The sequence below is a fragment of the Candidatus Melainabacteria bacterium genome (assembly GCA_003963305.1).
Classification (GTDB): domain Bacteria; phylum Cyanobacteriota; class Vampirovibrionia; order Obscuribacterales; family Obscuribacteraceae; genus PALSA-1081.
Map to the genome: position 1 here is coordinate 60,562 of RXJR01000004.1, position 25,604 is coordinate 86,165.

A 25,604-nucleotide genomic window follows, 5' to 3' on the forward strand; every position below is an offset into this window, starting at 1 on the left:
GGAGGTGGCGGCGGTGGAGGTGGAGGTGGTGGAGGTGGAGGTGGTGGTGGCGGCGGTGGAGGTGGTGGTGGAGGTGGAGGTGGAGGTGGTGGGGGTGGGGGTGGTGGCGGCGGTGGCGGCGGTGGTGGCGGTGGTGGTGGTGGTGGTGGTGGTGGTGGTGGCGGCGGAGGCGGTGGCGGCGGCGGCTTCACCTGTACTTCAGGAGGAGGAGGAGGTGGTGGTGGTACATAATCCGCAGGGGGTAAATCCGACAACCCCTCAGCCGCGCATGTTTGTCCAGTATTAACGGAAGTCTCGTAGTGCCCACTGAGGTTGATTCCTTGCAACGAATCAGCGCAAACCTCGGTTCCGGTCGCTGAATTACCGAATGCGCGCCCGTTCTCGTCAACGTTGTACGAGTAAACAACACCGTCCTTTGTCTGAATCTCTTTGAACCTGAAATCATTTGGATTGGCGCTGTCGTGATTGTACTTAGCCATCCTGTATTCGATTTCTTTGAGAACGACATTGTAAGCGTCTGGATTCTTATCAAATTCAGATTGTATAGATGCGGCCTGCTGTTTCAATTCAGGATTAACAGTAGCGAGAAGCTTACTTACATCCGAATTAATCTGAGTCGCAACACCTGCGTCTAGCCCAGCCAATTGCTTCACGAGATCAGCCTTAGCCTTCTCCACAGCCTGTTGATCCGTCGACATCATCTGAGTATCTATGTCTGCTCTGATTTGAGCCGCGATAGCAGGCGGAACGCCTTCGAGTTGTTTGTTGATATCAGCATTGGTGGCTGCTACAAGCTGTGGATTATCGCTAATCAACTGTTCGCGTTTCAATTTTAACTGAGCCAGGGCTGCATCTTTATCTTGCCCTAAGAATGGCTCATCATGCCTTCCTCCATTACTCAGAAGTGCATCTATCAGGTACAACTGACTTTTTGCATCCAATGTTTGCAACTGATAAACTTTGCCATCAGACCCAGTAGTAGTCATCTTGGACTGATCGTCGCCATACAAAGCTTGATTCAACATAGCAGCAGCAGCATACTGCTCAAAGCCCGTGCCGGCTTTGATATCCATGCATCCAATGCCTGAAATATTGGCTTGTTCGGCAGCAGCAAGACGTTTCCATTGATGCTTCTCATGACAGATATCATGCAATTGCTGACTGTCTGCATCATATTTGCTCAGATAATTTTCGTAAGTGTTATACAAACCTTGATCGTTGAAATGAATCACACCGTCTTTGTCAACAGTTGCGCCTCCATTTTTCTGCGCATCGGCAAGCAGCTTGTTCGCAGCGGAATAGTTACTATAGGCGTCCCGATACAAAGCTGCTTCGGCAGGAGTTGTATTTTTGGGAACGTCCGCAGACATCGGTGCATCGCCACCATCACTTGGTCCTGGCATATTCAATTCCTCGGCTGGTAAGGGTTCTCAGAGCAAAAGCAGAAGCAACAGCAGAAGCTCCCCTGTTGGGTCGCATCAGGCATTGCTCGTTTGTGCAATCTGTTGCCAGTGGCAACTCCGTTAACCTAGCGGGTGTATGTAGAAAAATTGGGTAACGACGAGGGAAAAATACGCGTCTACGCGAAAAGCTTGCGACTTGCTCCCTAGCGCTAGCTGCTCCAGACATGCCTCCGGAAGCGAATTTTCGGCAGGGCAGACGGTTTCAGCACATAAACAGCTTTGATACAAAACCTCTGTAGATTTCTGTGCATGGAGACCGAAGGCGTTATGCAAAACCAAGCCAACAGGCTTAAGGAGTATCAAATGGCTGCACATGAACTCGATAACCAGGCTGAACGTATGGAATCACGCGTAACAAGCAATATCTCTTCACTGGCGCCGGAACTGCTCCAAAACAACTCAATTCGTCAGATCAATAAAGCCGAAGCAGCAGCAACGATTACTAACAATGGATTTCCGCAGCTCGAACTATTTGATAGCGGCTCCTCAATGATGAAAGCCGATAGTTCAACAAACACGCTTAAATTTGCCAGCAAATACGAAACAGGTGAAGAACTAGCCAGCCCAAGAGAGCTGAGACAAGTCGGACTGAAGCCTGAAAACGTCAAACACACAGTTGCTAAGGAAGACGGCGGTTGGACCGACGAGAAGACAACAGTTAAATATCCCAATGGCGTTGAAGTCACTGTAGAAGGTCGAACCAAACACACAGACGGTGGACGCGACGTTGTAATGAATCCCGAAGTAAGCGTGAAGTTGCCTAAGGGCTATACCAGAGACAAAGACGGGGAAATCAAAGACGAACACAATATAATCGTCGGAAAAATTGATGAAGACGGCACAGTCACGATGAAAGTCAAAGATGCGCAAAACGGACACGACAGTCAATATGTCACTCAAAGCCCAGCTGGCGTCTCTGAAACACAAGTTTTCGAACACAAAAACGGAACTGGCTTACTCGATCGCCTGAAAAAATAGTCGCTGGATAAAAGTTGAGAAGAGGCTAAATCGCTCGGGTCGAAATGACTCGAGCGATTCCGCAACGGGAAGAATCACCAGTAACGCGAAGAGTCTTGAATGGTAGTACCGCCGCTGCGGAAGCGACTGGCAGCCCCGCTGTCTCCAGCGGCCTCGGCATCTCGCGCACGTCGTTCCGAATCAGATATACCCTCCGGTTGATAGCTACTGGATGACGATGATGATGATGATGACGAAGTAACGTGCCCGAAATCGCGCGCCATCTGCCCTGAAAGCAAATACTGAACTGCGGCTCTATCTTCAGCAATCATTTTCGCCTGATCGTTATCGGCGTATCTTCCGATATGACTCAATAGTGATTTTGCTTTCTGACGCACAGACGCCTGTCCACCGGTTGTACGAAGAGCTGCTTGCAAACTTCGTCTTGCCTCAACATAACGCCCTTCCGAACACGCACGAGTAGCCATTAAATACTCCCACACAGGGTTATTAGGCTCAAGCTTGCTCATTACTCTCCAACAGTTCATCAGCATGTTCAGAGCTTCTGAATGCTCCCATCCGCCACCAGGATCTTCGTGCTGCATTTCCTGGCGTGCGGCAACAGTCAGGCAGGCAACAGCACGACGACCAAGGGCCGCCTGAAAGCCGCGTGATGCAGTCGGATCATTTCTCTCGATACAATCGTTTTCCAGTATGCCGTAATAGGCCTCTCCAGCACTCCGATAGTTGCCGCTGGCTTCCATACTTCTGGCTTGCTGCACCTCTCCCACTAATCGAGCCGATTGCGCTGAGACTGGAAAAGCAGTTGTAAATGGTATCAAAAACGATACCAGCGATATTAGAAAATTTGCCTTCGGAAACTTGTTTCTCATTTAGAACACCGCCCGAAATTCACGTTTTCGCATACCGCCACCGGCCATTTTTGCCAGCCCTGGCAAACCAAATCGCTCTGCGTCATCTGCTGCAGGCGGCAACGGGAAATTATCTATTAACAGCGAGTGCGCATCTCCACCGCCCATAAATCCAGCTCCAGGAACCGCACCCGATAAATTGCCTCCAGCCATCCCCGCAACAAGCCGTCCTAAGCCCGACCCGCTGCCCGGAGATTGTCCACCGCCGGCGCCACCCATGGATGGCGGATAGAACGAGGTCTCGTAATTGCTGTTAGAAGGATAAGGCTGGTAATTCGAAGAATTGCCAGAAGGTGCCACAATATCCGCAGCAGCGCCTACGACGGGCGCGACACTTTTGAAAAACTGCTTCAACTTCGAAGAGCTGTGCTTCGTTTCTTTTGCAGCACCAGATAGCGTTACCGATGCCGCATCAGTAGCTCTTTGCCCGCTTCCTGAAGCTGACCAATCGTTGGCAGGTTTCGCCGAAGTTCCTGCTATGCCGCCCCCAGTCGCCACTGTAAGTGGTGCTATAGCGGAGGCGCTGGTGTCGCCGGAAACGCGGTTCCATTCAGTGCGTCCCAATTTGCTGCTCACCGTGACAAACTTATCTGTACCGCTAAATGAATAAGATCCGCTATCAGACCCAGACTTAGATGACTTCATCCACTGACCATCACTGGCATTTAACGTGCCCGTCTCAGTGAAAGACCCGGAAGGTCCCTGCTTTGTCCATGTACAGGCGCCGCCGAAACGAATATCCCAACGCACTGTGCCATTACCGGCATTGGTCATCCATGAACCAATCAACGCTTTATCAAACGCAAACGATGGCTGAGAGCAACAGATGCTCATCATGCAAGTCAAAAGCAGCAGCTTCAGTGCACGCACCGGATTTAATCCACTATTGAGTCGTCTCTGCCCTAATTATACTGTCAATCCAGCTTACAATTCCCCCATGGAGAAGCCACACGAAATTGAGCCTGAACTGGAACGTAAACCTCCCCGCCGCGTAGTCAATCGTGATGGCAAGTGGGGCAGCGTGCGTCCATGGCTGATCTTTCTTGTGCCTCACGTTTGGATAGCCGTCGTAGCACCTTTTGCCTGGTTTGTTATCTATTTGAATGCGGTCGCAGTCCAACCGATATCAGCAACGGTAGTCAGTCACCACGAACACCAGTCGAGAAAGAAACCCTTATATTCAATTACCTGTTCAATTGTGTCGGGTGGTGTGACCAAACAAGGAGATTGCCACGTCAACGAGACACAATATAAGTCATTACAAGACGGCGACAGAATCACAGTGTACGCATTACCGTGGCTGCCAATCTTTTCGCCACGCCTCGAGAAAGACACCGAAAAACAACTTGGAATTCTTGCATTCGTTAGCGTCTGGTGCTTAGTCTGGTGCGGTTGCTGTTTTTCGCTTGTCTACGCAGTACTTGTGCAACCGCTTCGTTCCAGATTTCTGACCCGGCATGGAACACCAATTACAGGAACCTTGATTGACCTGAAGACAAGCCGAGGGCGAAGCAATGCCATTTACACTGTCACTTATTCTTACCAGATCAAATGTTTAGAAAAGAAAACCAATAGAACAATCACAGGCACATTTACCCACGAATTCAAAATAAGGAACTCCGATTATCAATCGGCTCTTTTGCTGAAGGGGCAACAAGTAACCGTTCTGATTGATGAAAAAAACCCGGAAAAGAGTATTCTGTATGCGTTTAGCGATTACAGAGCAGTCAATTAACAGGTCGGCACATCGCTTGTATAATGGGGTGACAAAAATAAGTGCCCAATGGAAACAGACACAAAAGAAGCCATCGCCCTGAACTGTGAAACCTGCCTCCGCCCGGTTGCGGAGGCGGGCGTAAAATCTGTTAGTCAATGGGTCTCATTTTGTAAGTGCGGTCGAACCTACGCACCAAACAATCAGTTTGTCATCCCAATTTGCAACAAGTGCAAAATGCGTGTTATGACAAATTCACAGCGGCGCGTGCCCGGTATTTTTGTCTGCAATTGCGAATCACCAGACGCAAAGAACGTGCCGAATTTTCAAAGAGACAGAAGCAAACCGGAACCGGTGCAACTCGATTTGCAGTCAATCAACATAACGCCGGAAACTTTCCCGCTCGAACGATACATTCCAATTGCCATTCTCGGTTTGTCATCCAAATCAGATGTAATTCTTGCCAGAGACAAACAAACTGGCAACAAAGTCGCCGTTAAGTCCTTCAAAAAGATGACCCCAGGCTCGTTCGCCTTATTCGAGCAGGAAGCTAGAAAAGTCAAGAAACTAAGCCATAACAACATCGCTCGTCTTCTTGAAGCATTCATATATGAATCGAAGACACCATATCTGGTGAGCGAGTATAAAGATGGATTCAATATCGATCAGTATCTGGCTTTGCAGGGTTTTCCCAGCCCTGATGTCGTGGTCACGATTCTGATCAGCATCTGCGAAGCAATCATCTATGCTCAAAAGGAAAGTCTGCTGCACAGAAACGTTCGACCGGGTAATGTCATTTTTCTCGATGATATGAATTCCGACCCGTCGATTTCGTTGACCGATTTTAGTTTGCCAAAACTAAAAGAGAACGAAGAGCTGACGGAACCACGCGATGCGCTCTACATGTCAGCCGATCAAGCGCGAAACCTTGATCATGATGAACGGTCGGAAACCTATTCGATAGGATGCGTCGGATACACACTGCTGGCAGGTGTACCACCTTTTCAAGAAGGCAGCGCCCAGGATATCAAGAATTCGCACGCACTGAAGTTACCGAAGAGAATTTCATCGCTCAACTTTTCTCCCAATCGACCGAAAGACCTGGAAGAAGTAGTTGAACGTTGCCTGGAGAAGGATCCAAAAGTTCGATTTGATTCGATAGCCAAGTTGCTGGAAAGGCTGGAGGTCTTCCCGCGCCGGGAGAAAATGCAAATTGCGGCCATTGAGGCAGCAAAGAAGCGAAGAAAACTAATGAAGGCTGCCGCAGCCGGAGCGGGGTTAGCGGTTCTATCGCTAATTGGCTACCTGGCTCTCAATCATCACTAGCTAAAAGCCACCTGTTCGATCGCACTTCAAAACAGACCATCAAAACTGAAGGAACGACACATGACAAAAAACGCCAAATCGCAAACAGCAACCAAGGAAAACGATCAACAGGAAGGGCACAAACCATTTTCACCGAAGGTGCACGAGGCGGCGTATCTGAACAAACCACCGCACATGCGCACCACCAAGGACAGATATGAGTTTGGGCGAGCGCTGCGAGTAAAGTGTTCGCGTGAATCTCACGCTGAATATGAAATTGACCGACAGGGCCGAGACAATCCAATCGATGTTCTCGTTCAATCGAACGCCGGGCGAGTAGAAGAACTTCTACCGGTTCGATACGGGCGAATGCTGACCACGCCGTTCGCCTTCTTCCGTGGAGCAGCCATGATCATGGCAGACGATCTAGCCTCGACACCGTACACTGATTACGCGGTGCAAGCATCTGGCGACTGTCATCTCCTCAACTTTGGCGGATTCGCTACTCCAGAACGCAACGTGGTTTTTGACCTCAACGACTTCGATGAAACGTATCCGGCGCCATGGGAATGGGATGTCAAACGTCTGGCAGCCAGTTTTGTCATTGCCTCTGCTCACAACAAGCACGGTCGTGAAGATGGCATAGCTGCGGCAGAGAGAATGGTGGAGTGCTACCGACAGAAACTTTTTGAACTCTCTGAGCTTCCAGCGTTGCAGGCCTGGTACTCATATCTCGATTACAAGAAATTGATTGACATGACAGATGACAACAAATTGCGCAAACGTCGTCTGAAAGTTCTTGCGCAAGCAATGGACAGGGATCACTTCGCTGAGTTTGTCAAACTCGGTGAAGTCTCGGAAGGCGTGCCGAGAATCAAAGATCAACCTCCGCTTATCTACCATACGGAAGACAGCGACACCCCCGAGTACCTGGCACGAGTACAAAGAGCAATCGACCTCTACCGTCAATCACTGCCGGTAAATGTAAGAGTCTTATTCGACAGATACGAATACGCCGACAGTGCTCGAAAAGTGGTCGGCGTAGGCAGCGTTGGAACGATCTGCGCGATCGCACTATTTTTCAATGCAGAAAACGATCCACTCTTCCTTCAAATTAAGGAAGCGCGTCAATCTGTACTGGAACCGTATTCAACTTTCAAAACAACCCAGCCAAACGGAGCCCGGGTAGTAATCGGACAGCGCATCATGCAGTCGTCGAGCGATATTTTTCTCGGACACTACATTGGTGAAGACGGTAAACACTACTATGTGCGCCAATTGAGAGACACTAAAATCAGGCCCATGGTAGAAATATTCACGCCTGCCAACATGCTCAACTATGCACGAAATTGCGGCTGGGCACTGGCGCAAGCACATGCACGGTCTGGAGATGCAGCCATCATTGCGGGCTACATAGGCAAAGGGAAGAAGTTCCCTAAAGCAATTGGTGAATTTGCCAGTAAGTACAGCGATCAAAACGATTTGGACCACAAAGCCCTTATCGAAGCTATAAGAGAAGGCATTATCGAGGCGAATCCACTTTAGGGAGCCGATTCAGGCAGTGCAGCAAAGCCAGGCTTGCGAATGTTCAGCCTGGCAGCTCGTATCGCGCAGCTTGTACCACCAGTGAAAGCAGAGACCAGGAGGTTCATACGCTCCTGGTGAAAACTGCTTGGGTATAAGGTGTCTGGGCAAGTAGACTCTTATGTTTTGAATTATCGGAAAAAATTGTGGCCGAAATGTGTGGATGAACATTAAATGGTGAAGGGGCGCTTGGGAGATCCTAACGTTGCCCAAAGAACTCTCATCGGATATTTACAGTAGAAAGCTTTGATTGTTTAGCCCCTGTGGAGAAACAATCATGCGGAATCCCAGCCCACACAAAATTGTCAAAGTACTTTTGGCATGTCTTTTTTGGACACAGACACAAACAATCGCTCCGCTTGAGCTAAACGCAGCTACCGCAAGAAGCAGCGAAGCTTCCGGCGTTCGACACGACCGAGTGCGAAAAAATGTCAGATATTCGACTCAAAACCCATCATGCGTGGGTGACATATACATGCCGAGCGATCCAAAAGGTCCCGTGCATCCTGCCGTGGTCATAGTGCACGGTGGCGCCTGGCGCTCCGGCAGCAAAGAAGACTTCAACGCGGTTGAAGCATCAGAATGGCTGGCAAACAGCGGCTTCATAGCATTTAACATCAATTATCGCCTCACTAGCGAAGGCGGTGAATTTCCCAACAACATCTCTGATGTTGAACGCGCTGTCGAATATTTAGGGGCTAACTGCAAGGCTCTGGCAATCGATAAGAGCCGCATCGGTATTTTTGGGGCGTCAGCAGGCGGACATCTGGCTCTAATGACGGCTTATGCACCCCCCAGGCAAAAGTCGAAAAAATTGGTCAAAGCAGTCGTAGCTTTCTGCCCATTGACTGATCTCGCGGACATGCCGGTTGCCTTTGTCGTGCAATATTTGGGCTGCATAGTTGAGCAAGATGGTGAGACTTACGCCAGGGCTTCACCCGTCAGCTATATAAAAAATAGTGTTCCGACCATGCTTGTGCATGGCACGCGTGACAAAACTGTTCCAATTAGCCAGTCAATCAAGTTAGCAAGATTACTGAAACAGAACGAGACTAAAGTTGAATTTGTCAAACTTAGCGACGAAGACCACATGTTCAGCTTAAGAAACTCGCCGACTCGAATCATCGCTCTGAAAGATATGGTCGAGTTCTTCCAGCAGAATCTGTAATAAGCGGAGACGAAAAACCACCAGCCATTATTAACATGCAATTACAGTCTTACACGCGCTCTTTACAGTTCGATCAGTAACCTAATCACGGGCGCCAGACAGGAAACACTATGTTCATTCGAGATTGCAAACTATTGGCAATAATACTTACGTTCATATGCACGCAAATCAACTCGCATGCGCGCGCATCTGAGCCACCACCGCCAACAAAATCAGTACGTGCCCTTGTCGACGATAGCAGCAACGTTAGCAATCACTTTGGAGCTGCAGCCGACTACAACCTGCGCAACGGACAAATAGATCAAGCGCTCGAAACATCGAGAAAGGCGTTGAGGCGTGATCCTGACAATATAGAAGCCCATGTCTATTATGCAGAAGCGCTGGAACGGAAATTGGTGAGTCTCAAGGAAGCAGATCCGGACCTCATGAAAGAGTGCATAAGCGAATGGCTTGTTGTCTATCGCAGTGAAGTGGGTGAAGAGAAAGGTCTCGGTTTTCACGGCATCAGCGTGATGGGGCACCTGTTTGAAGATGAAGGCTATGCAATCCGAGCTCGGCAGCGATTGAAAGCGATAGCAGGCCGAGCTCCTCATCCCTGGGAAACGAATGCCAGGTACCTGAAGAATGTGCTTCGCAATGCCTCAGTTTCAGGAAAAATTATTGGTCGCAAATAAGAGACTCAGCTCAGGACTCAGCTCAGGACTCAGCCCCGGCGATGCTGCATATCCAGACTGGATTCAGCCGGCAACCATTTCTCGATCATCGTCTTTATATCCGCCATCATGGCAGGCTTCTGTAGAAAATCATCCATACCGACTGACATGACCCTTTGCTTGTCGGCATGTCCTGTCAGTGCAACGATTGGAATACGCTGCTTCCTTTCGCTCAGTTCTCGCTCTCTAATCAACATGGTGGCATGAACGCCATCGATACCAGGCAAACCAATATCCATAAAAATCAAGCCTATCTCAGGAGCAGTTTGATCCACGGCTTCTTCACCCGTTTTTACAACAATGCACTCGAAACCAAGCTTGGAGACTTGCCGCCGCGTTAAATCGCGGAGTATCGGATCATCTTCAACTATCAAAATCTGCTTTTTCATCAAGACGAACGTCCAAGCGTGAAGGGCAGATCGAACCAGAAGTGCGAACCATGTCCAAATACACTATCAAACGCGATAGTTCCGCCCATCATCTCAACAAGTTGCTTGGAAATACTCAAACCCAAACCAGATCCACCATAAACTCTCTTTGTCGACTCATCGGCTTGGGAGAATGGTTTGAATAATTTCTCTCGATCCTCCGGTTTGATCCCAATTCCGGAATCTTGTACAGAGAACCGAATCGTAATATGGTTGGCAGTCTTCTCAAGAATTCGTGCGTTGACGCGAACATCGCCACTATCAGTAAATTTAACAGCGTTGTGCACCAAATTGAGCAGAATCTGTCGAATCTTCAGTTCATCACCGTAGACCGTCTCCGGTATCAGCGGGTCACAACTTCCTTCCAACTCAACACCTTTGCTCGTTGCTTCACGATTGACTATTTGCCTGACGTCACCAAGAACGGTACGAATTGGAAACTCTCTATTTTCCAGACGCAGATCGCCCGTCTCCATACGTGCAGCTTCCAGCAAATTGTTCAATAAACGTAACAGCCGTTTAGAAGATTCAAAAATGTTTTGAACTACCACATTGTTGTCGTCACCAAGATCTTCCAGTGCAAGCACCTCAGTCATTCCAATGATGCCCGCCATTGGGGTTCGCACCTCGTGACTGATAGTCGACAAAAACCGGCTCTTCACTTCCAGAGCTTGTTTTAGCTCTTCGTTTGTTTGATCGAGCATTCTTGCGCTCGCTTCACGCTCCTGATCAGCCAGCAACCGTTGCGTCAAGTCTCTAGTTATTTTGGCAAATCCAATCAACTCGAAATTATCATATATTGCAGTGATGACTACATTCGCCCAAAGTAAAGTGCCGTCTTTTCTAATTCGCCAGCCTTCCTCTTCATAACGACCGGTGATTCGCGCCAAGCCCAATTCGCGGTCGGGATGCTTTCGTTTTTGAGCTTCACGAGAATAAAAAAGAGAGAAATGTTTTCCTACAATTTCTTCGGAACGATATCCCATAATGCGCTCAGCGCCTTCATTCCAGGTCAAAACATTACCATCGGGTGAAAGCATAAAAATCGCATAGTCACGAACACCGCTGACCAGCATACGAAAAACTTCTTCCCGCTGCTCAGCTTTTCGACGTTCGGTCAGATCACGAGTAACTTTGGCAAATCCTAAAAGCTCGCCTTCATCGTAGACAGGAGTGATGGTTACGCTAGCCCAAAAAGTCGAACCATCTTTTCTGACTCGCCACCCCTCTTCCTCATAGCTTCCATCCTCGATTGCCTTTCGAAGCTCATAATCAGGATGATTGGTCCGCCGCGCGTCCTCCAGGTAAAACTTGGAAAAATGCTGCCCAATAATTTCACTGGACTTATAACCCTTGATTCGCTCGGCACCCTCGTTCCAGGTCATTACCATGCCATTTGCATCAAGTAAAAAAATTGCATAGTCTTTAACGCTGCTCACAAGCAGCTTAAAGACTTGCTCCCGTTGAAAAAGTTCGAGCGAACGAGCGCTGGGGGACTTCGAACGAGATTCGTCGAGGTGATTCAAATTCGCAGGTTGTGCTGGCTGCTCGGTCACAAGTTGTCCCAATCGATAAAAGACAAGGTGAGGTGTGCATTGCTATGCGCGTACATGTAAGTTTAACGCATTAGCGAGCTCAACTTGACAAGATTCCTTACATTATGAACGATGTCGCCTTGAATAGTGCAATGATTCTATGACAAATGTCACCAAATCAGCAACCGGATGCCAATGTTCGAAATCTGAACCCACTGGCAAACCCGATGTAGGATTTGCGAGTCATGGCTTGCTCACCGATGAGCATCAAACTCGCACAAGCAGCTTTCCCAAATTTCTTCCCTCAAACAAACTATTGAGCGCCTCAGGTAGTTTCTCAAAGCCGTCGATAACGGTTTCTTCAAACACTATCTCGTTGTTGCGCACCCAGGGGGCAACAATTTTCGTCATCTCCTCCATGCGGTTCGTATAGTCACGAGCCAAAATCCCCTGAATGGTTGCCCGTTGAAAAAGCAAATGCTGCAGAAACCTGGGACCTTGCTCGGGTTGATCAAGACCACCATCATATTGGCTGATAGCACCACATATGATGATTCTTGCGCGCAGTTTTATATTGGGAATAATGGCGTCAGTAATGGTTCCACCAACATTATCGAAGTAAATGTCGACACCATTAGTCTGCCTGACTATTTCTTCCGATAAAGTTTCCCGGTTATCAAACTTCTTGTAATCGATGGCACCATCAAGTTTCAATTTGTCAATCAGAAAGCTACATTTGGCTGAACCGCCCGCAATACCAATGACTCTGCAACCGGCACGTTTAGCGAACTGGGCAACGAGGGAGCCAACCGCCCCAGCTGCACCTGAGACCACAACAGTTTCTCCAGGTCTGGGTCGACCTGCTTCCATGAGTCCGAACCAGGCCGTTCGACCGGGCATGCCCAGAACACCGAGAGCCGTACTGACAGGAGCAGCCTCGGGGTCGAGCTTCTGAATTTCGCTCTCATGACACCTGGCGAATAGTTGCCAGCCATTGTAACCGAGCACCCAATCTCCCTGGCTGAACTTTTGGCTGTTGCTGGCCACAATCTTACCGACAGTGCCCGCGCGCTGGACAATGCCCAGAGGATGGGGGACATCGTAAGTGTTCCGCTCATGCTGCTGAATTCGCATGTACGGATCAACGCTTATGTATTTGGCCTGAACAATGACCTCGTTTGCCGCAAGTTCTGGCGATAAATCACTTTCACGCAATTGAAAGTGTTCCTCGGTAACACGATTGGCAGGTCGTTTCACATAAAACCACTGTCGATTAGGAAAGGGCTTAAGAAACTGGTTCTGCATCGATTCTTCCTCTTTTTTCGACATCAAGTGAAACTCGCACTTAAACGTGTCTGATGACTTGAAACGGTTCGGACAGTAAGAATATCGCCTTCAACTGTTCAGTACAACAATAACCATCCTCAAATCACCCGTAACCAGTAAAAAGTCACGAATGTGTCTGCTAGATACGCCTTACAAAGCATGGCAAGATTCATCATGCCTCGTACTAAGAAGATTTCTACCATCAAATTTCTAGAATTTGGAAACATTTTTGTGAACGCGCTCGACAGTGTTCCTGCTTATGTTTATGGCGATCAAACAACCAAACGGCTGTATCGCAGCACTCAAATCAAAGGTTCTCCGTGACAATCGGTGATTCACTGTAGTGACTTAAGAATGACATCTACTTTATCAATTATTCAAATGCTGAATCTAGCAAGATATCGGCAATTGGACCTGGTCAAATATCGTCCGAGCCTGGTAAAAGCAATATGAGTCAGCATCACTTCAAGCTGTATGTAATGGGTTGTTCAGCAAGATCCAGTCAGGTGATAGACAACCTGCGGCGATTCTGCGAAGAATTCATGCCCTCCGAATATCAGCTCACGATAATCGACGTTCTAGAAGACCCAAAAGCCGCTGAGCTAGACAAAATACTCGCCACCCCCACCCTAATAAAACACCAGCCTCCACCCGTTAAAAGATTAGTAGGCGACTTGACAGACCAAGAGCAGGTATCACGCATGTTAGACATAGCGAAATCAAGAGTGAAACAGTAATGACAGTTTTTACAACAGCTTTTGAGAAATTAGAAACAGGAATCGAAGGTCTCGACCAGATTTCATACGGTGGACTGCCCAAGGGAAGGGCCACTCTAGTTGCTGGAACCGCGGGCAGTGCCAAAACAGTGCTTGCAATCCAGTTTCTCGCCATGGGTATCACTAAATTTCAACAACCCGCAGTCTTCGTAACTTTCGAAGAATCACCTGCAGATCTTCGACGCAACGTATCGGGATTCCGATGGGACATTTCTGAATGGGAAAAGCACAATCTCTGGTCGTTTGTCGACGCATCGCCTGTGAAGGACCAGCATGCTCATATCTCTGGCGAGTTCGACTTCGGCGGTCTGCTGGCTAGAATCAAACATGCAGTCAAAGAAACAAGTGCCAAAAGACTCGTGCTGGATTCTATCGGAGCGGTATTCTCGCAATTCGACTCAGCAGCCATCGTGCGGCGTGAGCTATATTCACTTGCTGAAACCCTGAAAGATATGGGAGTCACTTCGGTTGTAACTACCGAGCGCGCGAATGATTTCGGTGAAATATCAAGATTCGGAGTCGAAGAGTTTGTCGCGGACAACGTCATCCTCCTGCGCAATATTCTGGAAGAGGAAAAGCGTCGCCGCACCATCGAGATATTGAAATTTAGAGGCACCAATCACCAGAAAGGTGAGGTGCCATTTACCGTAATCGACGAACACGGCGTGGCATTGCTGCCGCTCTCTTCGATGGAGCTGACACAAAAATCGTCAACTAAACGAATCAGCTCAGGCATCGAAACTCTAGACTCAATGTGCGGAGGAGGCTTCTTTCAGGACTCGATTATTCTAATTTCGGGAGCTACAGGCACTGGCAAGTCACTCACCACGAGCCACTTCGTGAACAGCGATCGCGACGGAGACAGAAGTCTCTTGTTCGGCTTCGAAGAAAGCCGCGATCAGTTGATAAGAAATGCAGCCGGATGGGGAATGGATTTCGCAGAACGTGAGCGACAGGGTAAGTTAAAGATCGTATGCCAATATCCAGAGATCGCTGCACTTGAAGACCATTTAATCCAGATCCAGGAGGAAATCGAGCACTTCAAACCCACTCGCGTAGCCATCGATAGCCTCTCAGCACTGGAAAGGATCTCTGTAGTTAAAAATTTCCGCGAATTTGTTCTTAGCTTGACAGAAATACTTAAACGCCGTGAAATAGCCGGTTTCTTTACCTCGACCACCCCGTCACTTCTGGGCGGACAATCAGTAACGGAAGCACACATCAGCACCATTACGGATTCGATCATCCTGCTTCGCTATGTTGAGATGTTCGGAGAAATGAAGCGCGGAATCACGGTTCTAAAAATGCGCGGTTCACGACACGACAAGAACATTCGGGAATTCATCATCGACAACGAAGGAATGGATATCGGAAAACCATTTGCAAACGTAACAGGCATCCTGTCGGGCTCACCGGTCCACCTCAACAAACACGAACTGAAGAGAATTGAAACAATGTTTGACGCACAACAGTCAACATAAACGCTTCGAAAAGGCAAATAGCGATAGTGGTGAACGGAAGTCTATGACTAACACAAAATTGGCAATACTAGTCATAGACGGATGCGCTGATTATGCTGACGAGGTTCAACAGAATCTGGAACGGCAAACGAAGCGAAGTGTAGAAGTTGTCTTCGAACCCGACCTGCGCGAAGCTGTGAAGAAAATGGCTGACCGTCATTTCAATGTCGTTCTGGCTAAGCGAGAGATACTCGATAATAAAGAATTTCCCACTGCGAACTTGATGAGACAACAGCAGTCTCATTCAATCGTTGGCATGCTGGAAAGTAGAGATGGAAAATTTGACGCTGGCCTAACTGAACGGCAATTAAATTGGAATAAAAATCGGTTTCTTGATCGCGGAAAAGACGAAGTCCACGGCGGAACCCAGGATAAGAAAACGGACGAAGTCCACGACGGAATCCGAGCTGGGGAAAAGGATGGAGACGGAGATGCCATCCTGCTCGAGCCGATCAACAAATTGTCCGACTTTCTGGTAAGAATGCCCGTCCAGCCTGATGTGCTAACTCAACTGATACTGAGTAACATTGAGAAGTTCGAGTTGAAGGCTTCCCTGCAAAGCACTGAGAAGGACCTGCGAAAAATCATCGAGAAAAATGCAGACAGCATCCTCGTCGTCGATGCTAATGGCGCACTGCTGTATTGGAATGCAGCAGCCCAGAGACTGTTCCGAAGCTCAGGTCTGGTTACTGGAGAAGTTTTTGGCATTCCGCTTATCGCGGGCGAAACAACCGAACTTGACGTGGTCGACAAATCAGGTGAAAGAATAGTCGCTGAAATGCGCGTTGTCGATATTGAATGGAGCGGTCAAGCTGCTTGTCTCGCCAGCCTTCGTGATGTCACACAAAGAAAGCTAACGGAAGAATTGCTGGAAGCAAAAGTAAAAGATCGCACCAAACAACTTGAAGAACTTAACCAGGAACTGCGCAAGATGTACGAGTCTGCAGAAAACGCTGCCAGAGTTCGCTCGCAATTCATAGCAAACTTCAGCCATGAAGTCAGAACGCCACTGGGCGGCATTGTAGCGGCGTCGGAAATGCTTCCTATGGCTGACGACCTTGAAGAATTTCGAGAACTGGCTAGCTCGGTAGCAGATTCGAGTAAACAGCTTCTCAGCCTGGTGGAATCAATTCTCGACTTTTCAAAACTAGAGTCTGGCGCAGTACCAGTTGCCGACTCAGACTTCAGCCTGCGTGAACTCTTTGACTCGGTTGTTCAAAGTTTAACGAAATTGGCCGCGGAGAACTCGACCTCCGTTACCTATATCCTCGCCGATACGATACCGGATATAGTGCAAGCTGATGCCGTAAAAATAAGGCAGGTCATTTTGAATCTAACCCACAACGCAATCAAGTTCACAAAAAATGGATACGTAGAGATTCGAGCGGAATTGCAAGACAGCTACGAGCAGCCAACATTGAGAGTAACAATCAAAGATTCAGGAATTGGCATGACGGCAAGAGAATGCGAAACAATCTTCCAACCATTTGTTCAAGGCAATCGTAAAATACATGGCCGCTTCGGAGGCACCGGTCTGGGTTTATCCATTTGCAAACAGCTTGTCGAAGCGATGCACGGTACAATCAATTTTTATAGCGAACCGGAGAAAGGCTCAACGTTCTGGTTCGCCATTCCAATCAAACTGAAATAGCGCAAACGTGCCTAAACGTGCGATACTTGACTCGCCTAAAAGGGGGAGCAAGACTTTGGTTGACAATGTGAAATCAGCCTATCTGGCGATAGCAACGGCATGTGCATTCGGATTGACTGCTGACATCGGGCACGCCTACTCAAACGACTCTGGAAACAAAGAAACGTCTCCACACTCGTTGACATCAGACTCGGCGCACCAACCGACCACCGAGAAACCCCTGGCTTTTCATGAAGTAAATCAACAGCTACTGACTAATTATTCCGCGGCCAAGAACGAACTACGGAAAAAACTCGGCGCAATAGTTATATGTATGGACAATTCTCTTACGTTGATCAGAGATGGAAAGCGCGAGAGCATACCCTTCATTAAGCCGCACTATACCGGTCTGAAAGAAGTCGCCCACATAACTCTGGGAACCTTTGTTTTGCTGGTAAATCACACGGACGAAGAACTCAGCGAAAGTTCAATTGCTAAATTGAAAGAATATAGAACAGCAATTGAGAAAGCATCAGATGCAGTGGCAACAGATGAAGCGATCGAGCCACAGGAACAAGAGCGACAGAGAGCACTGATTAAGCAAACGGTATCATTTCTGACCAGAGCCATCGAAAGTAAACGTGTCTCAGCCGATGAGCTGAAAAAATACGCACGCTCAACCAGTGAGCCTGACCTGAAGAATGCCTACACTGCAGTAGCATCACAAATGGTCTCCATGGATAAGACCATGGCGAAATGGCGTAAGGAAATGACATCTCAAGAATGGAACAACATGTATGTGTTTATCGCAACATTGCACATGCCACGCCAGGAATTGATTGCTTATCAGTATTTCGCCAGACTCTTGAATCAATCACAAGAAGGCGACAGAGTTATCGTAGGAGAGAGCCCTGGCACCATGACTGAAGAGCAGGGAATCGACCTGGTATTGACTCATATTTTAGACAAGCAAGTGGCGATCCAATTCTTCAATGACCCATGGCGCATGCACAGAGATCTACTTTCTGAAGCAGGCAAAAAATGGCTCTCGGAGAACAAACTAGAAGCAGAAAAAACTCCATAATCCGGAACTAACCGCCGCCGGCTCCGTCTCGTGCAACGGGCGCTGAGGGGGGGGTTACGCATGAGTTCAGAGAAGGACGTATATTTGATCACGGGCAGCAGTGGCTTACTGGGACATGCTCTGTCTCACCACTTTGGCTCACGAGACAATCTTGTTGTTGGATTCGACCAATCCGGTCCTCCTTACCCTACACCAAATACGGAATGCCTCTTCTGCGACCTGACTTCTGATGAGTCAGTTCAAAAAACAATGTTCATGGTGCGATCGCTTTATGGAAACAAGATCAAATCAGTATTTCATCTGGCGGCATACTATTCCTTCTCCGGAAAAGACAGTCATTTGTATAAGGACTTGACGGTCGACGGTACGAAACGTCTTTTGCGCGAATTGCAAAAATTCGAAGTTGAACAGTTCATATTCAGCAGTTCAATGCTTGTCTACAGGCCGAATAGAAAAGGCGAAAAGCTGACAGAATCATCGCCACTGGAACCTACCTGGGCCTATCCTGAATCAAAGGTCGAAACTGAACGGGTCTTGCAAGAGAACCGGGGAAGCATTCCCATTGTCAATCTGAGGATTGCGGGAGTCTACTCAGACGTATGCCAATCAATACCGCTCGCACACCAGATTCAGCGCATTTATGAACACCGACTGGAAGGGCATCTCTACTCTGGTGATGTGGATGTAAGACAATCATTCGTTCACATGGAAGATCTTGTACTTGCGTTTGAAGCGTGCGTGAAAAACAGAAACATGATGAGCAACTTCGAAACGATCAACATAGGCGAAGAGGATGCGCTCAGCTATGACGAAACTCAACGGATAATTGCCCGTCAACTGTTTGATGAGCCATGGCCAACACTAGATGTGCCAAAGCCAATAGCAAAAGTTGGCGCGTGGGTAGAAGATAAAATGCCTGTATCCGATAAACCATTCATCAAGCCCTGGATGATCGATCGAGCCGACGACAACTATGAATTGAATGGCGAGAAGGCCAGGCAACTTATAGGTTGGTCGCCCAGCCGTACGCTGCGGGATACTCTACCAAAAATTCTCGAGGGACTGAAAGTTGATCCTGAAAAGTGGTACCGGATCAACAAATTACATTGGCATGGCGACGAAGCGCCCCATACCGTAGATCCCATTAAGCAAATCGAGCACCAGACGCAATCGTCAGAGTTGCTTGACCCGCCAGGTCCGGCACCAGCAGCCTTAATTCCACCCCGGCACGATATCGATGAGCAGAGATCGCGCGAAGCATCTTGACCGATACCATGCGTAATCTCGAGAATACAGAAAAAAGTGAAACTGGTGGTGCGCGACAGAATTCTCCGCGCTATCAAATTCTCGATTGTTTTGAAGCGAACAGAATGCACTCAGCGCAGGCGACAAGTGCTATCGCAACGCAGAATTACAAGTTGCTCTGGACTTATGCAATCAACTGCATACTTGCAATATGGCTGATCATCAATCCTCATCTTTTTGATTACAGAAGTACAGGTCTGGAGTTCAGCGACACCATTTCTGGTGCAATGATTCTCTTCTTCGAAGCAGTGGCATTCGTGCCTCGGTTTAATCAGGTCAGGTGGGGAACGGCTCTGGTTGCAATCTGGCTCCTCTTTGCTCCGCTCATATTCTGGGCACCGTCGCCGGCCGTATTTCTAAATGACACGCTCGCGGCAGGCTTATTGATCGCCATGTCAATCCTGGTACCTGGCAATCCAGGCAGTGGTGGCATGACGGTTGCCGGGCCGGACCAGCCACCAGGTTGGACCTACAACCCATCATCATGGATTCGACGATGGGCCGGTATAGCTCTTGCACTGATAGGATTCTTCATTTCACGTTATCTGGCGGCGCATCAGCTTGGTTACATCCACCATGCCTGGGACCCTTTCTTTGGAAACGGCACGGACCGCGTCACGAGTTCAAGCATCTCCAGAGCATTTCCTATTTCTGATGCCGGGTTCGGCAGTGTCGCCTACATGATGGAAGTGTTACTTGGATTCATGGGTGACCGAGCACGATGGCGGACGGCACCATGGATAGTAGTAATGTTTGCCATGCTGGTTTTGCCACTCGGGGTGACCAGCATCGTACTAATAATAACGCAACCTATCTTCGTCGGCGCATGGTGCGGTCTATGCCTGATCGCCGCAGCAGCCCTGATGACTTCAGTGCCGCTATCGGTGCACGAAGCAATTGCGGTCGGACAGTTCCTCGTCGATGCAAAACGTCAGAAAAAGAACATGTGGAGAATTTTCTGGCAAGGTGGAACAGTCGTTGGAGCAGGCAACGTGGATCCCGATCGCCGCAATTACTCATTTGCCCAACGGTGCGCAGCCAGCGTACAGGGCGTAAACATTCCAATCAACCTGCTCGCACAACTTGCGGTCGGCGCATGGTTGATGGCCAGACCGGACTTGTTGCGCGCAGAAATTTTCTTTCCACCAGGCACACCTGCCGGCATCGGCTCAGCGAACTGCGATCATCTCTTTGGAGCGCTTGTGGTAACTGTCGCAGCAATTTCAACGGCCGAGGTAACGAGAATAGTTCGTTTCGCAAACATTCTGCCAGGCATAGCAATAATCGCATCCGGAATAATTTTCTCCCGGTACGTACCGGTAATCTTCCTCAGCGAGTTAGTTCCAGGAATTCTCCTCATTGTTACCTCGATGCCACGCGGTGCAATAGCCGAAAAATATGGTAGCTGGGATAGATTTGTCAGGTAATAACAAAGTGAACAAGATGAACAAGATGAACGAACCGAACAACGCTCAATCACCCCAACGGCGAAATATAATCAATACCAGCGATTTTGACGCAGTACTCTTTGATATGGATGGCGTTGTCACAAGAACAGCATCGGTCCATTTCACAGCCTGGAAAAAAACGTTTGATAATTTTCTGAGTACAAGGCGCAGCGGCGACAGGTCAGAATTTACCCAGGCAGACTATCTTTCATACGTTGACGGAAAACCTCGTGAAGATGGAGTGAGAAGTTTTCTCGAGTCGAGACAAATCAAATTACCGGAGAACGATACTTCAGATACTCAGCAGGGTCCAACAATCTCAAGCCTGGCAAGAGAGAAAGATGCTGAATTTCTTCACCTCATCCACACTGACGGTGTCGAACCGTACGAAACTACCGTTTCTCTAATCAAATCACTTCGTCAGGCGAAAATCAAAACGGCCCTGGTTACCGCAAGCAAAAATGGTGCTGAAGTATTACGTGTAACAAAACTTGGGCATCTGTTCGACGCCACCGTAACTGGTGTAGACGCGCAAGAGTTGCGTCTTAAAGGCAAGCCAAACCCTGACGTGTTTCTGGAAGCAGCAAAAAGACTTTCTGTTAAACCTGACCGTGCCGTCGTAGTCGAGGATGCAGAAGCTGGTGTGGAGTCTGGGCGGAACGGAAAATTCGGTCTGGTTATCGGCGTAGCCAGACAGAACAATTCAAGCGTGCTGCTCAAGCACGGTGCAGATGTCGCAGTACGCGACCTGGCTGAAATCACTCTGTCAGGCCAATCTGGCGATGATATCAAGGGCATGGCACTTTCGGACTTAGAGATAACCGACGCGAACTGGGTTGTTACCTACAATCAGTATGATCCGTCTCAAGAGCTGCAACGAGAATCTTTATGTTCTCTCGGTAACGGAAAGTTCTGTACACGCGGCTTTTCCTTCGAGGCTGAACAAGACCATGTTCACTATCCCGGCACTTATATTGGTGGCGCCTACAACACCATCAAACTCGACGTGGAAAAGGCACCATTCGAGCGAGAAGAGTTGGTGAACATGCCAAACTGGGTTTGCCTGAATTTTAGAATAAATGATGGTGAATGGTTTTCCATCGACAAAGTTGAAATAATCAAATTTGCTCAGCGCCTCAATCTGCGCGAAGGAATTCTATATCGCGAAGTTCAGTATAAAGATTCTGCCGGTCGCGAAACCAAGCTCGCCGAACGACGCTTTGTGCACATGCATTACTCGCATCTTGCCGGGGTAGAGCTCAGTATCACACCGGTCAACTGGGAAGGGAAGTTAACCATTCGAAGCGGCATCGATGCAACCGTCAAAAACGGCGGTGACGAAATTGATCCAAGATTCCGTGCTAATAAACACTTACGAACTTTGAACAAAGAAGCTGTCGACAACAGAATCGTTCTGAAAGTAATCACCAGCGAAACTAAAGTCGTTGTCGCTATGGGTGCAGTGCACCGGATCACGCGCATCAGCCAGGACATGGAAGAGCGAGTCAATTTAAAAGCGGACGACAATCAAGAAACGAAAGACAATCAAGACAAGGACAGCGACTTAAAACAGAAGGACAACGACTTAAAACAGAAAGACAACAACTCAGCACAGAAAGACAACAACTCAGAACAGAACGACACTTTAGAGATGAAATACATTCGAGCGATGCAGAACGTTCTAGAAGACGAAAAAATCTCGCAGGAATGGTGCCTCAAGATCAAGCAATCAGAAACCCTGAAGCTGCAGAAAACATGCTCGATCTACACGTCACGCGATCGTGGCATCTATGAACCCGAACACACAGCACTGGAAGCCGTTGCCGATGCACTGCCGTTCGATGAACTGATCAAAAGTCAGATCGACGCGTGGAGGAGCTTGTGGCGCCGGTTCGATCTCTTCATCGAAACGACGGAAGAGAATTCAAAACTAATACCGTCGCTTCTACTGCACTTGAACAGCTTCCACTGCCTGCAAACTGCATCACCACACACTGTCGACCTTGACACCGGCGTGCCCGCCAGGGGTTGGACCGGTGAGGGTTATCAGGGTCACGTATTCTGGGATGACCTGTTCGTGTTTCCTTACATCAATTTGAGGATGCCGAATATCAGTGCTGCACTGCTGAAGTATCGATATCGTCGCCTGGGAGAAGCGAGAAAAATTGCTCAATCGCTGGGTGCAAAAGGTGCCTGCTTTCCGTGGCAAAGCGCCAGCGACGGTAAGGAACGCACGCCAAACTACTGGTGGATGAAAAGCAACGATAAGTGGATTAGAGACTATACGCATCTTGAGATGCACGTCAATTGCGCCGTCGCCTATAACGTCTGGCAATATTATCAAGTCACCGCGGATGATGACTTCATGTACTCTTACGGCGCTGAGATACTTCTGGAAATCGCCAGGTTTTTCGCCACGCTAGCCAGATACGACCAAAAGAGGCAGCGATATGAAATTCATCACGTAATTGGACCAGACGAATTTCACAACGGCTATCCCAACTTCAAAGAGCCTGGCGTCAACAATAACGCATACACAAACATAATGGCAGCCTGGACTCTGGGCAGAGGCATGGAATTGCTCGAAAAGCTTCCGTCTGACCACAAACAACATTTGTGCTCACGGTTGAACATATCAAAAGAAGAATTAGCACTCTGGCGCGATGTAAGTACAAAAATGTTTGTGCCCGTCATGGCAATTGGTGTCATTGAACAATTTGAAGGTTACGACCAGCTGCAGGAATTTCCCATCACAAGCGACAAAAAAGAGAATCAAGAACGTCTGAAGGTACTCCTGCGAGAAAATGACGGCTATCTCAATCAATATAAAATGTCCAAGCAGCCAGACCTGCTGATGCTGGGTTTCCTATTTGCCGAATGCGAGTTGAGAGAACTGCTGACCAGCCTCGGTCTACCAGCTCAGTGCGCCGACCTGAAAAAAATGGCAGACTACTACATCCCCAGAACAGCGAATCAATCTACACTCAGTCGAGTTGCACTCTCCTGGGTTTTGTCTAGAGTCAGTCAAAAGAACAGAATCAGCAAAATACCGGCTAAATCATTTGGCTCATTCGACAGCAATGAAATATTCTACGAAGCACTCGGGTCAGACTATTACGACGTCGCCTCCCGCGGCACCACAAAATCCGGCATTCATATGGCGGCCATGGCGGGCACTGTAGACATCGTGCAACGCTGTTATCCCGGTATCACAACGCGCGACGACATCTTGCACTTCGATCCTCAATTGCCATCACAGCTCGTTCGACTCTCATTCACTTTGAATTACCGAGGACAATCTTTAAAGATAGATCTGCACCACGGTCAGCTAAAAGTGGAAGCTCGTCACTCAACTGCGATGCCAATCAAAATTGGTTGCAAGGAAGAAGTTGTAACGCTCAACTCCGGAGACTGCAAGGTATTCGAATTTCGAAACGGGGCAGAGTCAGGCGAACCTATTCACTGACCGCGACAGACGAAGGTGCCTGAGCCGGTGCGACAACCTTCTGAATACGAGGCAGACGGAAACTCAAGAGACAGGCAACAGTCATCACAGCAGCACCTACCCAATACGGACTGCCTGGTCCGGCATGGTCAAACAAATAACCGCCGACAATGGGACCCAATATGCGCCCAAGTGTAGCCATGGACTGACCAATACCCATAACGCCGCCGGTCTCGTCTGCGGGAGCGAGCTTGGAGAGCAAACTGCTGTTGGATGGATTGTTAATACCAGACCCGGTGGCAAGTATGATCAAGGCGACACAAAGCACAACAAGATTATGTGTGAGCGGTGTAAGTACAAGTCCGACGGCAATAAGCGCGGTTCCGACCGAAATCAATAATGAGTCGGGATAAATCTTGCCAATCTTCCGGATTAAAAATCCCTGAACGAAAACCATGACAAGTCCCAGTCCAACGAACAACCAGCTGTTATCTTCCATCGTGAACCCGTAGTACTTGCTTGTCAGTAGAACAAGGGTCGTTTCCATGTTGGCAAAGGCAAAAGTGGCGATGAAGAATATAAAGAGGTTGAGCGCATACTTTTTATCGACAAGAGTCTTGAAGTAAAAGCCCATTCCCAGAGAGAACGGATTATGCGAGCTCTTCTGACGGTTTTCAGGCTCAGGCAGCATCATGGCAGTGAAAATAAGATCGACGACACTGAAAAATGCCGCGAAATATCCCAGCAGATTAGGGGCGACTCCAAATTTACTTGCGATTCCTGCAATCGCTGGTCCTAGAACAAAACCCAGACCGAAGGCAGCTCCGATCATGCCCATACCCTGAGAACGGTAGTCCTCTGGTGTCACGTCGGCGATGTAAGCCTGTGCTACAGCCAGATTGGCGTTACCGAACCCGGCCACGATACGCGAGACGAACAACATCTCGATCGTCGTCGCAGCACCCCAGATACTGTAGCCAATCGCTGAAATGGCAAGACTGATGAGCAATACAGGACGTCGTCCAATTTTGTCGGAGAGACGCCCCCACATGGGAGCGAAGAAAAATTGCATAAGCGAGTAGGACATCAACAGAAGTCCTACAGTCGTCGCATCTGCGCCGAACTTCTCAGCGTACAGGGGCAGAAGCGGAATGATGATTCCAAATCCGATCAAGTCTATGAAGACTGTAAGGAACATCAGCCCAAGAGCCATATGCATCTTGTATTTGGGGCTGTTCTTATCTACCGGAGCTTTACTGCGTTTCATTTAG

The 25,604-nt window shown here is 48.5% G+C and carries 20 protein-coding genes and 1 pseudogene; 13 read left to right on the plus strand and 8 right to left on the minus strand.

Going from position 1 to position 25,604, the window contains the following annotated elements; translation table 11 throughout:
• A pseudogene (locus EKK48_04510) lies at window positions 1-185 on the minus strand (isocitrate dehydrogenase (NADP(+))).
• A gap of 1,581 nt (window positions 186-1,766) precedes the next feature.
• On the opposite strand from EKK48_04510, the gene EKK48_04515 reads away from it, so the two are divergent.
• Window positions 1,767-2,441 (plus strand): hypothetical protein, encoded by a 675-nt coding sequence (locus tag EKK48_04515; GenBank protein RTL44520.1) that lies wholly within the window; start codon window positions 1,767-1,769, stop codon window positions 2,439-2,441.
• Between the two features lie 74 nt (window positions 2,442-2,515).
• On the opposite strand, the gene EKK48_04520 is transcribed toward EKK48_04515, so the two are convergent.
• Both EKK48_04520 and EKK48_04525 read right to left on the minus strand, forming a co-directional pair.
• The gene (locus EKK48_04520; GenBank protein ID RTL44521.1) at window positions 2,516-3,313 is read right to left on the minus strand and encodes a hypothetical protein; all 798 of its coding nucleotides are present in this window, start codon (window positions 3,311-3,313) and stop codon (window positions 2,516-2,518) included.
• Window positions 3,314-4,222: a hypothetical protein gene (locus EKK48_04525; GenBank protein RTL44522.1), complete on the minus strand. Its 909-nt coding sequence runs from the start codon at window positions 4,220-4,222 to the stop codon at window positions 3,314-3,316.
• Between EKK48_04525 and EKK48_04530 the strand changes: the two genes are divergently transcribed.
• The 5 genes from EKK48_04530 to EKK48_04550 all read left to right on the plus strand — a co-directional run bounded on the left by EKK48_04530 (window position 4,179) and on the right by EKK48_04550 (window position 9,797).
• A complete protein-coding gene (locus tag EKK48_04530) occupies window positions 4,179-5,087 on the plus strand; it encodes a DUF3592 domain-containing protein (GenBank protein RTL44523.1) in 909 nt (302 codons plus the stop codon). The genes EKK48_04525 and EKK48_04530 overlap by 44 nt on opposite strands.
• A 48-nt stretch (window positions 5,088-5,135) precedes the next feature.
• Window positions 5,136-6,392 (plus strand): serine/threonine protein kinase, encoded by a 1,257-nt coding sequence (locus EKK48_04535; protein ID RTL44524.1) that lies wholly within the window; start codon window positions 5,136-5,138, stop codon window positions 6,390-6,392.
• Window positions 6,393-6,566: 174 nt separating this feature from the next.
• Complete coding sequence (locus EKK48_04540) at window positions 6,567-7,916, plus strand: DUF2252 domain-containing protein (protein RTL44990.1); 1,350 nt, start codon at window positions 6,567-6,569, stop codon at window positions 7,914-7,916.
• A 316-nt stretch (window positions 7,917-8,232) separates the two neighbouring features.
• Entirely contained in the window at window positions 8,233-9,123 is an 891-nt protein-coding gene (locus tag EKK48_04545) for an alpha/beta hydrolase (GenBank protein RTL44525.1), read from the plus strand.
• 110 nt (window positions 9,124-9,233) lie between these two features.
• Entirely contained in the window at window positions 9,234-9,797 is a 564-nt protein-coding gene (locus EKK48_04550) for a tetratricopeptide repeat protein (GenBank protein RTL44526.1), read from the plus strand.
• A 29-nt stretch (window positions 9,798-9,826) separates the two neighbouring features.
• On the opposite strand, the gene EKK48_04555 is transcribed toward EKK48_04550, so the two are convergent.
• From EKK48_04555 to EKK48_04570, 4 genes are all read right to left on the minus strand, one after another.
• Window positions 9,827-10,225 carry a response regulator gene (locus EKK48_04555; GenBank protein ID RTL44527.1) on the minus strand — a complete coding sequence of 133 codons (399 nt, stop codon included), beginning with the start codon at window positions 10,223-10,225 and terminating at the stop codon, window positions 9,827-9,829.
• Window positions 10,225-11,832 (minus strand): PAS domain S-box protein, encoded by a 1,608-nt coding sequence (locus EKK48_04560; protein RTL44528.1) that lies wholly within the window; start codon window positions 11,830-11,832, stop codon window positions 10,225-10,227. Before EKK48_04560 ends, EKK48_04555 begins: the two co-directional genes overlap by 1 nt.
• 234 nt (window positions 11,833-12,066) lie before the next feature.
• Window positions 12,067-13,104 carry an NADP-dependent oxidoreductase gene (locus EKK48_04565; protein ID RTL44529.1) on the minus strand — a complete coding sequence of 346 codons (1,038 nt, stop codon included), beginning with the start codon at window positions 13,102-13,104 and terminating at the stop codon, window positions 12,067-12,069.
• A 231-nt stretch (window positions 13,105-13,335) separates the two neighbouring features.
• Window positions 13,336-13,464: a hypothetical protein gene (locus tag EKK48_04570; GenBank protein RTL44530.1), complete on the minus strand. Its 129-nt coding sequence runs from the start codon at window positions 13,462-13,464 to the stop codon at window positions 13,336-13,338.
• Window positions 13,465-13,574: 110 nt separating this feature from the next.
• Between EKK48_04570 and EKK48_04575 the strand changes: the two genes are divergently transcribed.
• The 7 genes from EKK48_04575 to EKK48_04605 are packed head-to-tail and all read left to right on the plus strand — an operon-like array spanning window position 13,575 to window position 24,354.
• Window positions 13,575-13,862 (plus strand): circadian clock protein KaiB, encoded by a 288-nt coding sequence (locus EKK48_04575; protein ID RTL44531.1) that lies wholly within the window; start codon window positions 13,575-13,577, stop codon window positions 13,860-13,862.
• Window positions 13,862-15,382 (plus strand): circadian clock protein KaiC, encoded by a 1,521-nt coding sequence (gene kaiC / locus EKK48_04580; protein RTL44532.1) that lies wholly within the window; start codon window positions 13,862-13,864, stop codon window positions 15,380-15,382. Before EKK48_04575 ends, kaiC begins: the two co-directional genes overlap by 1 nt.
• 43 nt (window positions 15,383-15,425) lie before the next feature.
• Window positions 15,426-17,072, plus strand: coding sequence for a PAS domain S-box protein (locus EKK48_04585; GenBank protein RTL44533.1), 1,647 nt, complete (start codon window positions 15,426-15,428; stop codon window positions 17,070-17,072).
• Window positions 17,073-17,127: 55 nt separating this feature from the next.
• Window positions 17,128-18,135 (plus strand): hypothetical protein, encoded by a 1,008-nt coding sequence (locus tag EKK48_04590; GenBank protein RTL44534.1) that lies wholly within the window; start codon window positions 17,128-17,130, stop codon window positions 18,133-18,135.
• 60 nt (window positions 18,136-18,195) lie between these two features.
• Window positions 18,196-19,401 (plus strand): NAD(P)-dependent oxidoreductase, encoded by a 1,206-nt coding sequence (locus tag EKK48_04595; GenBank protein ID RTL44535.1) that lies wholly within the window; start codon window positions 18,196-18,198, stop codon window positions 19,399-19,401.
• 8 nt (window positions 19,402-19,409) lie between these two features.
• Window positions 19,410-20,867 (plus strand): vitamin K epoxide reductase family protein, encoded by a 1,458-nt coding sequence (locus tag EKK48_04600; protein RTL44536.1) that lies wholly within the window; start codon window positions 19,410-19,412, stop codon window positions 20,865-20,867.
• Window positions 20,839-24,354 (plus strand): beta-phosphoglucomutase family hydrolase, encoded by a 3,516-nt coding sequence (locus EKK48_04605; GenBank protein RTL44537.1) that lies wholly within the window; start codon window positions 20,839-20,841, stop codon window positions 24,352-24,354. Before EKK48_04600 ends, EKK48_04605 begins: the two co-directional genes overlap by 29 nt.
• Here EKK48_04605 and EKK48_04610 read toward each other — a convergent pair.
• Window positions 24,344-25,600: an MFS transporter gene (locus tag EKK48_04610; GenBank protein RTL44538.1), complete on the minus strand. Its 1,257-nt coding sequence runs from the start codon at window positions 25,598-25,600 to the stop codon at window positions 24,344-24,346. The genes EKK48_04605 and EKK48_04610 overlap by 11 nt on opposite strands.
• Window positions 25,601-25,604 lie beyond the last annotated feature (4 nt).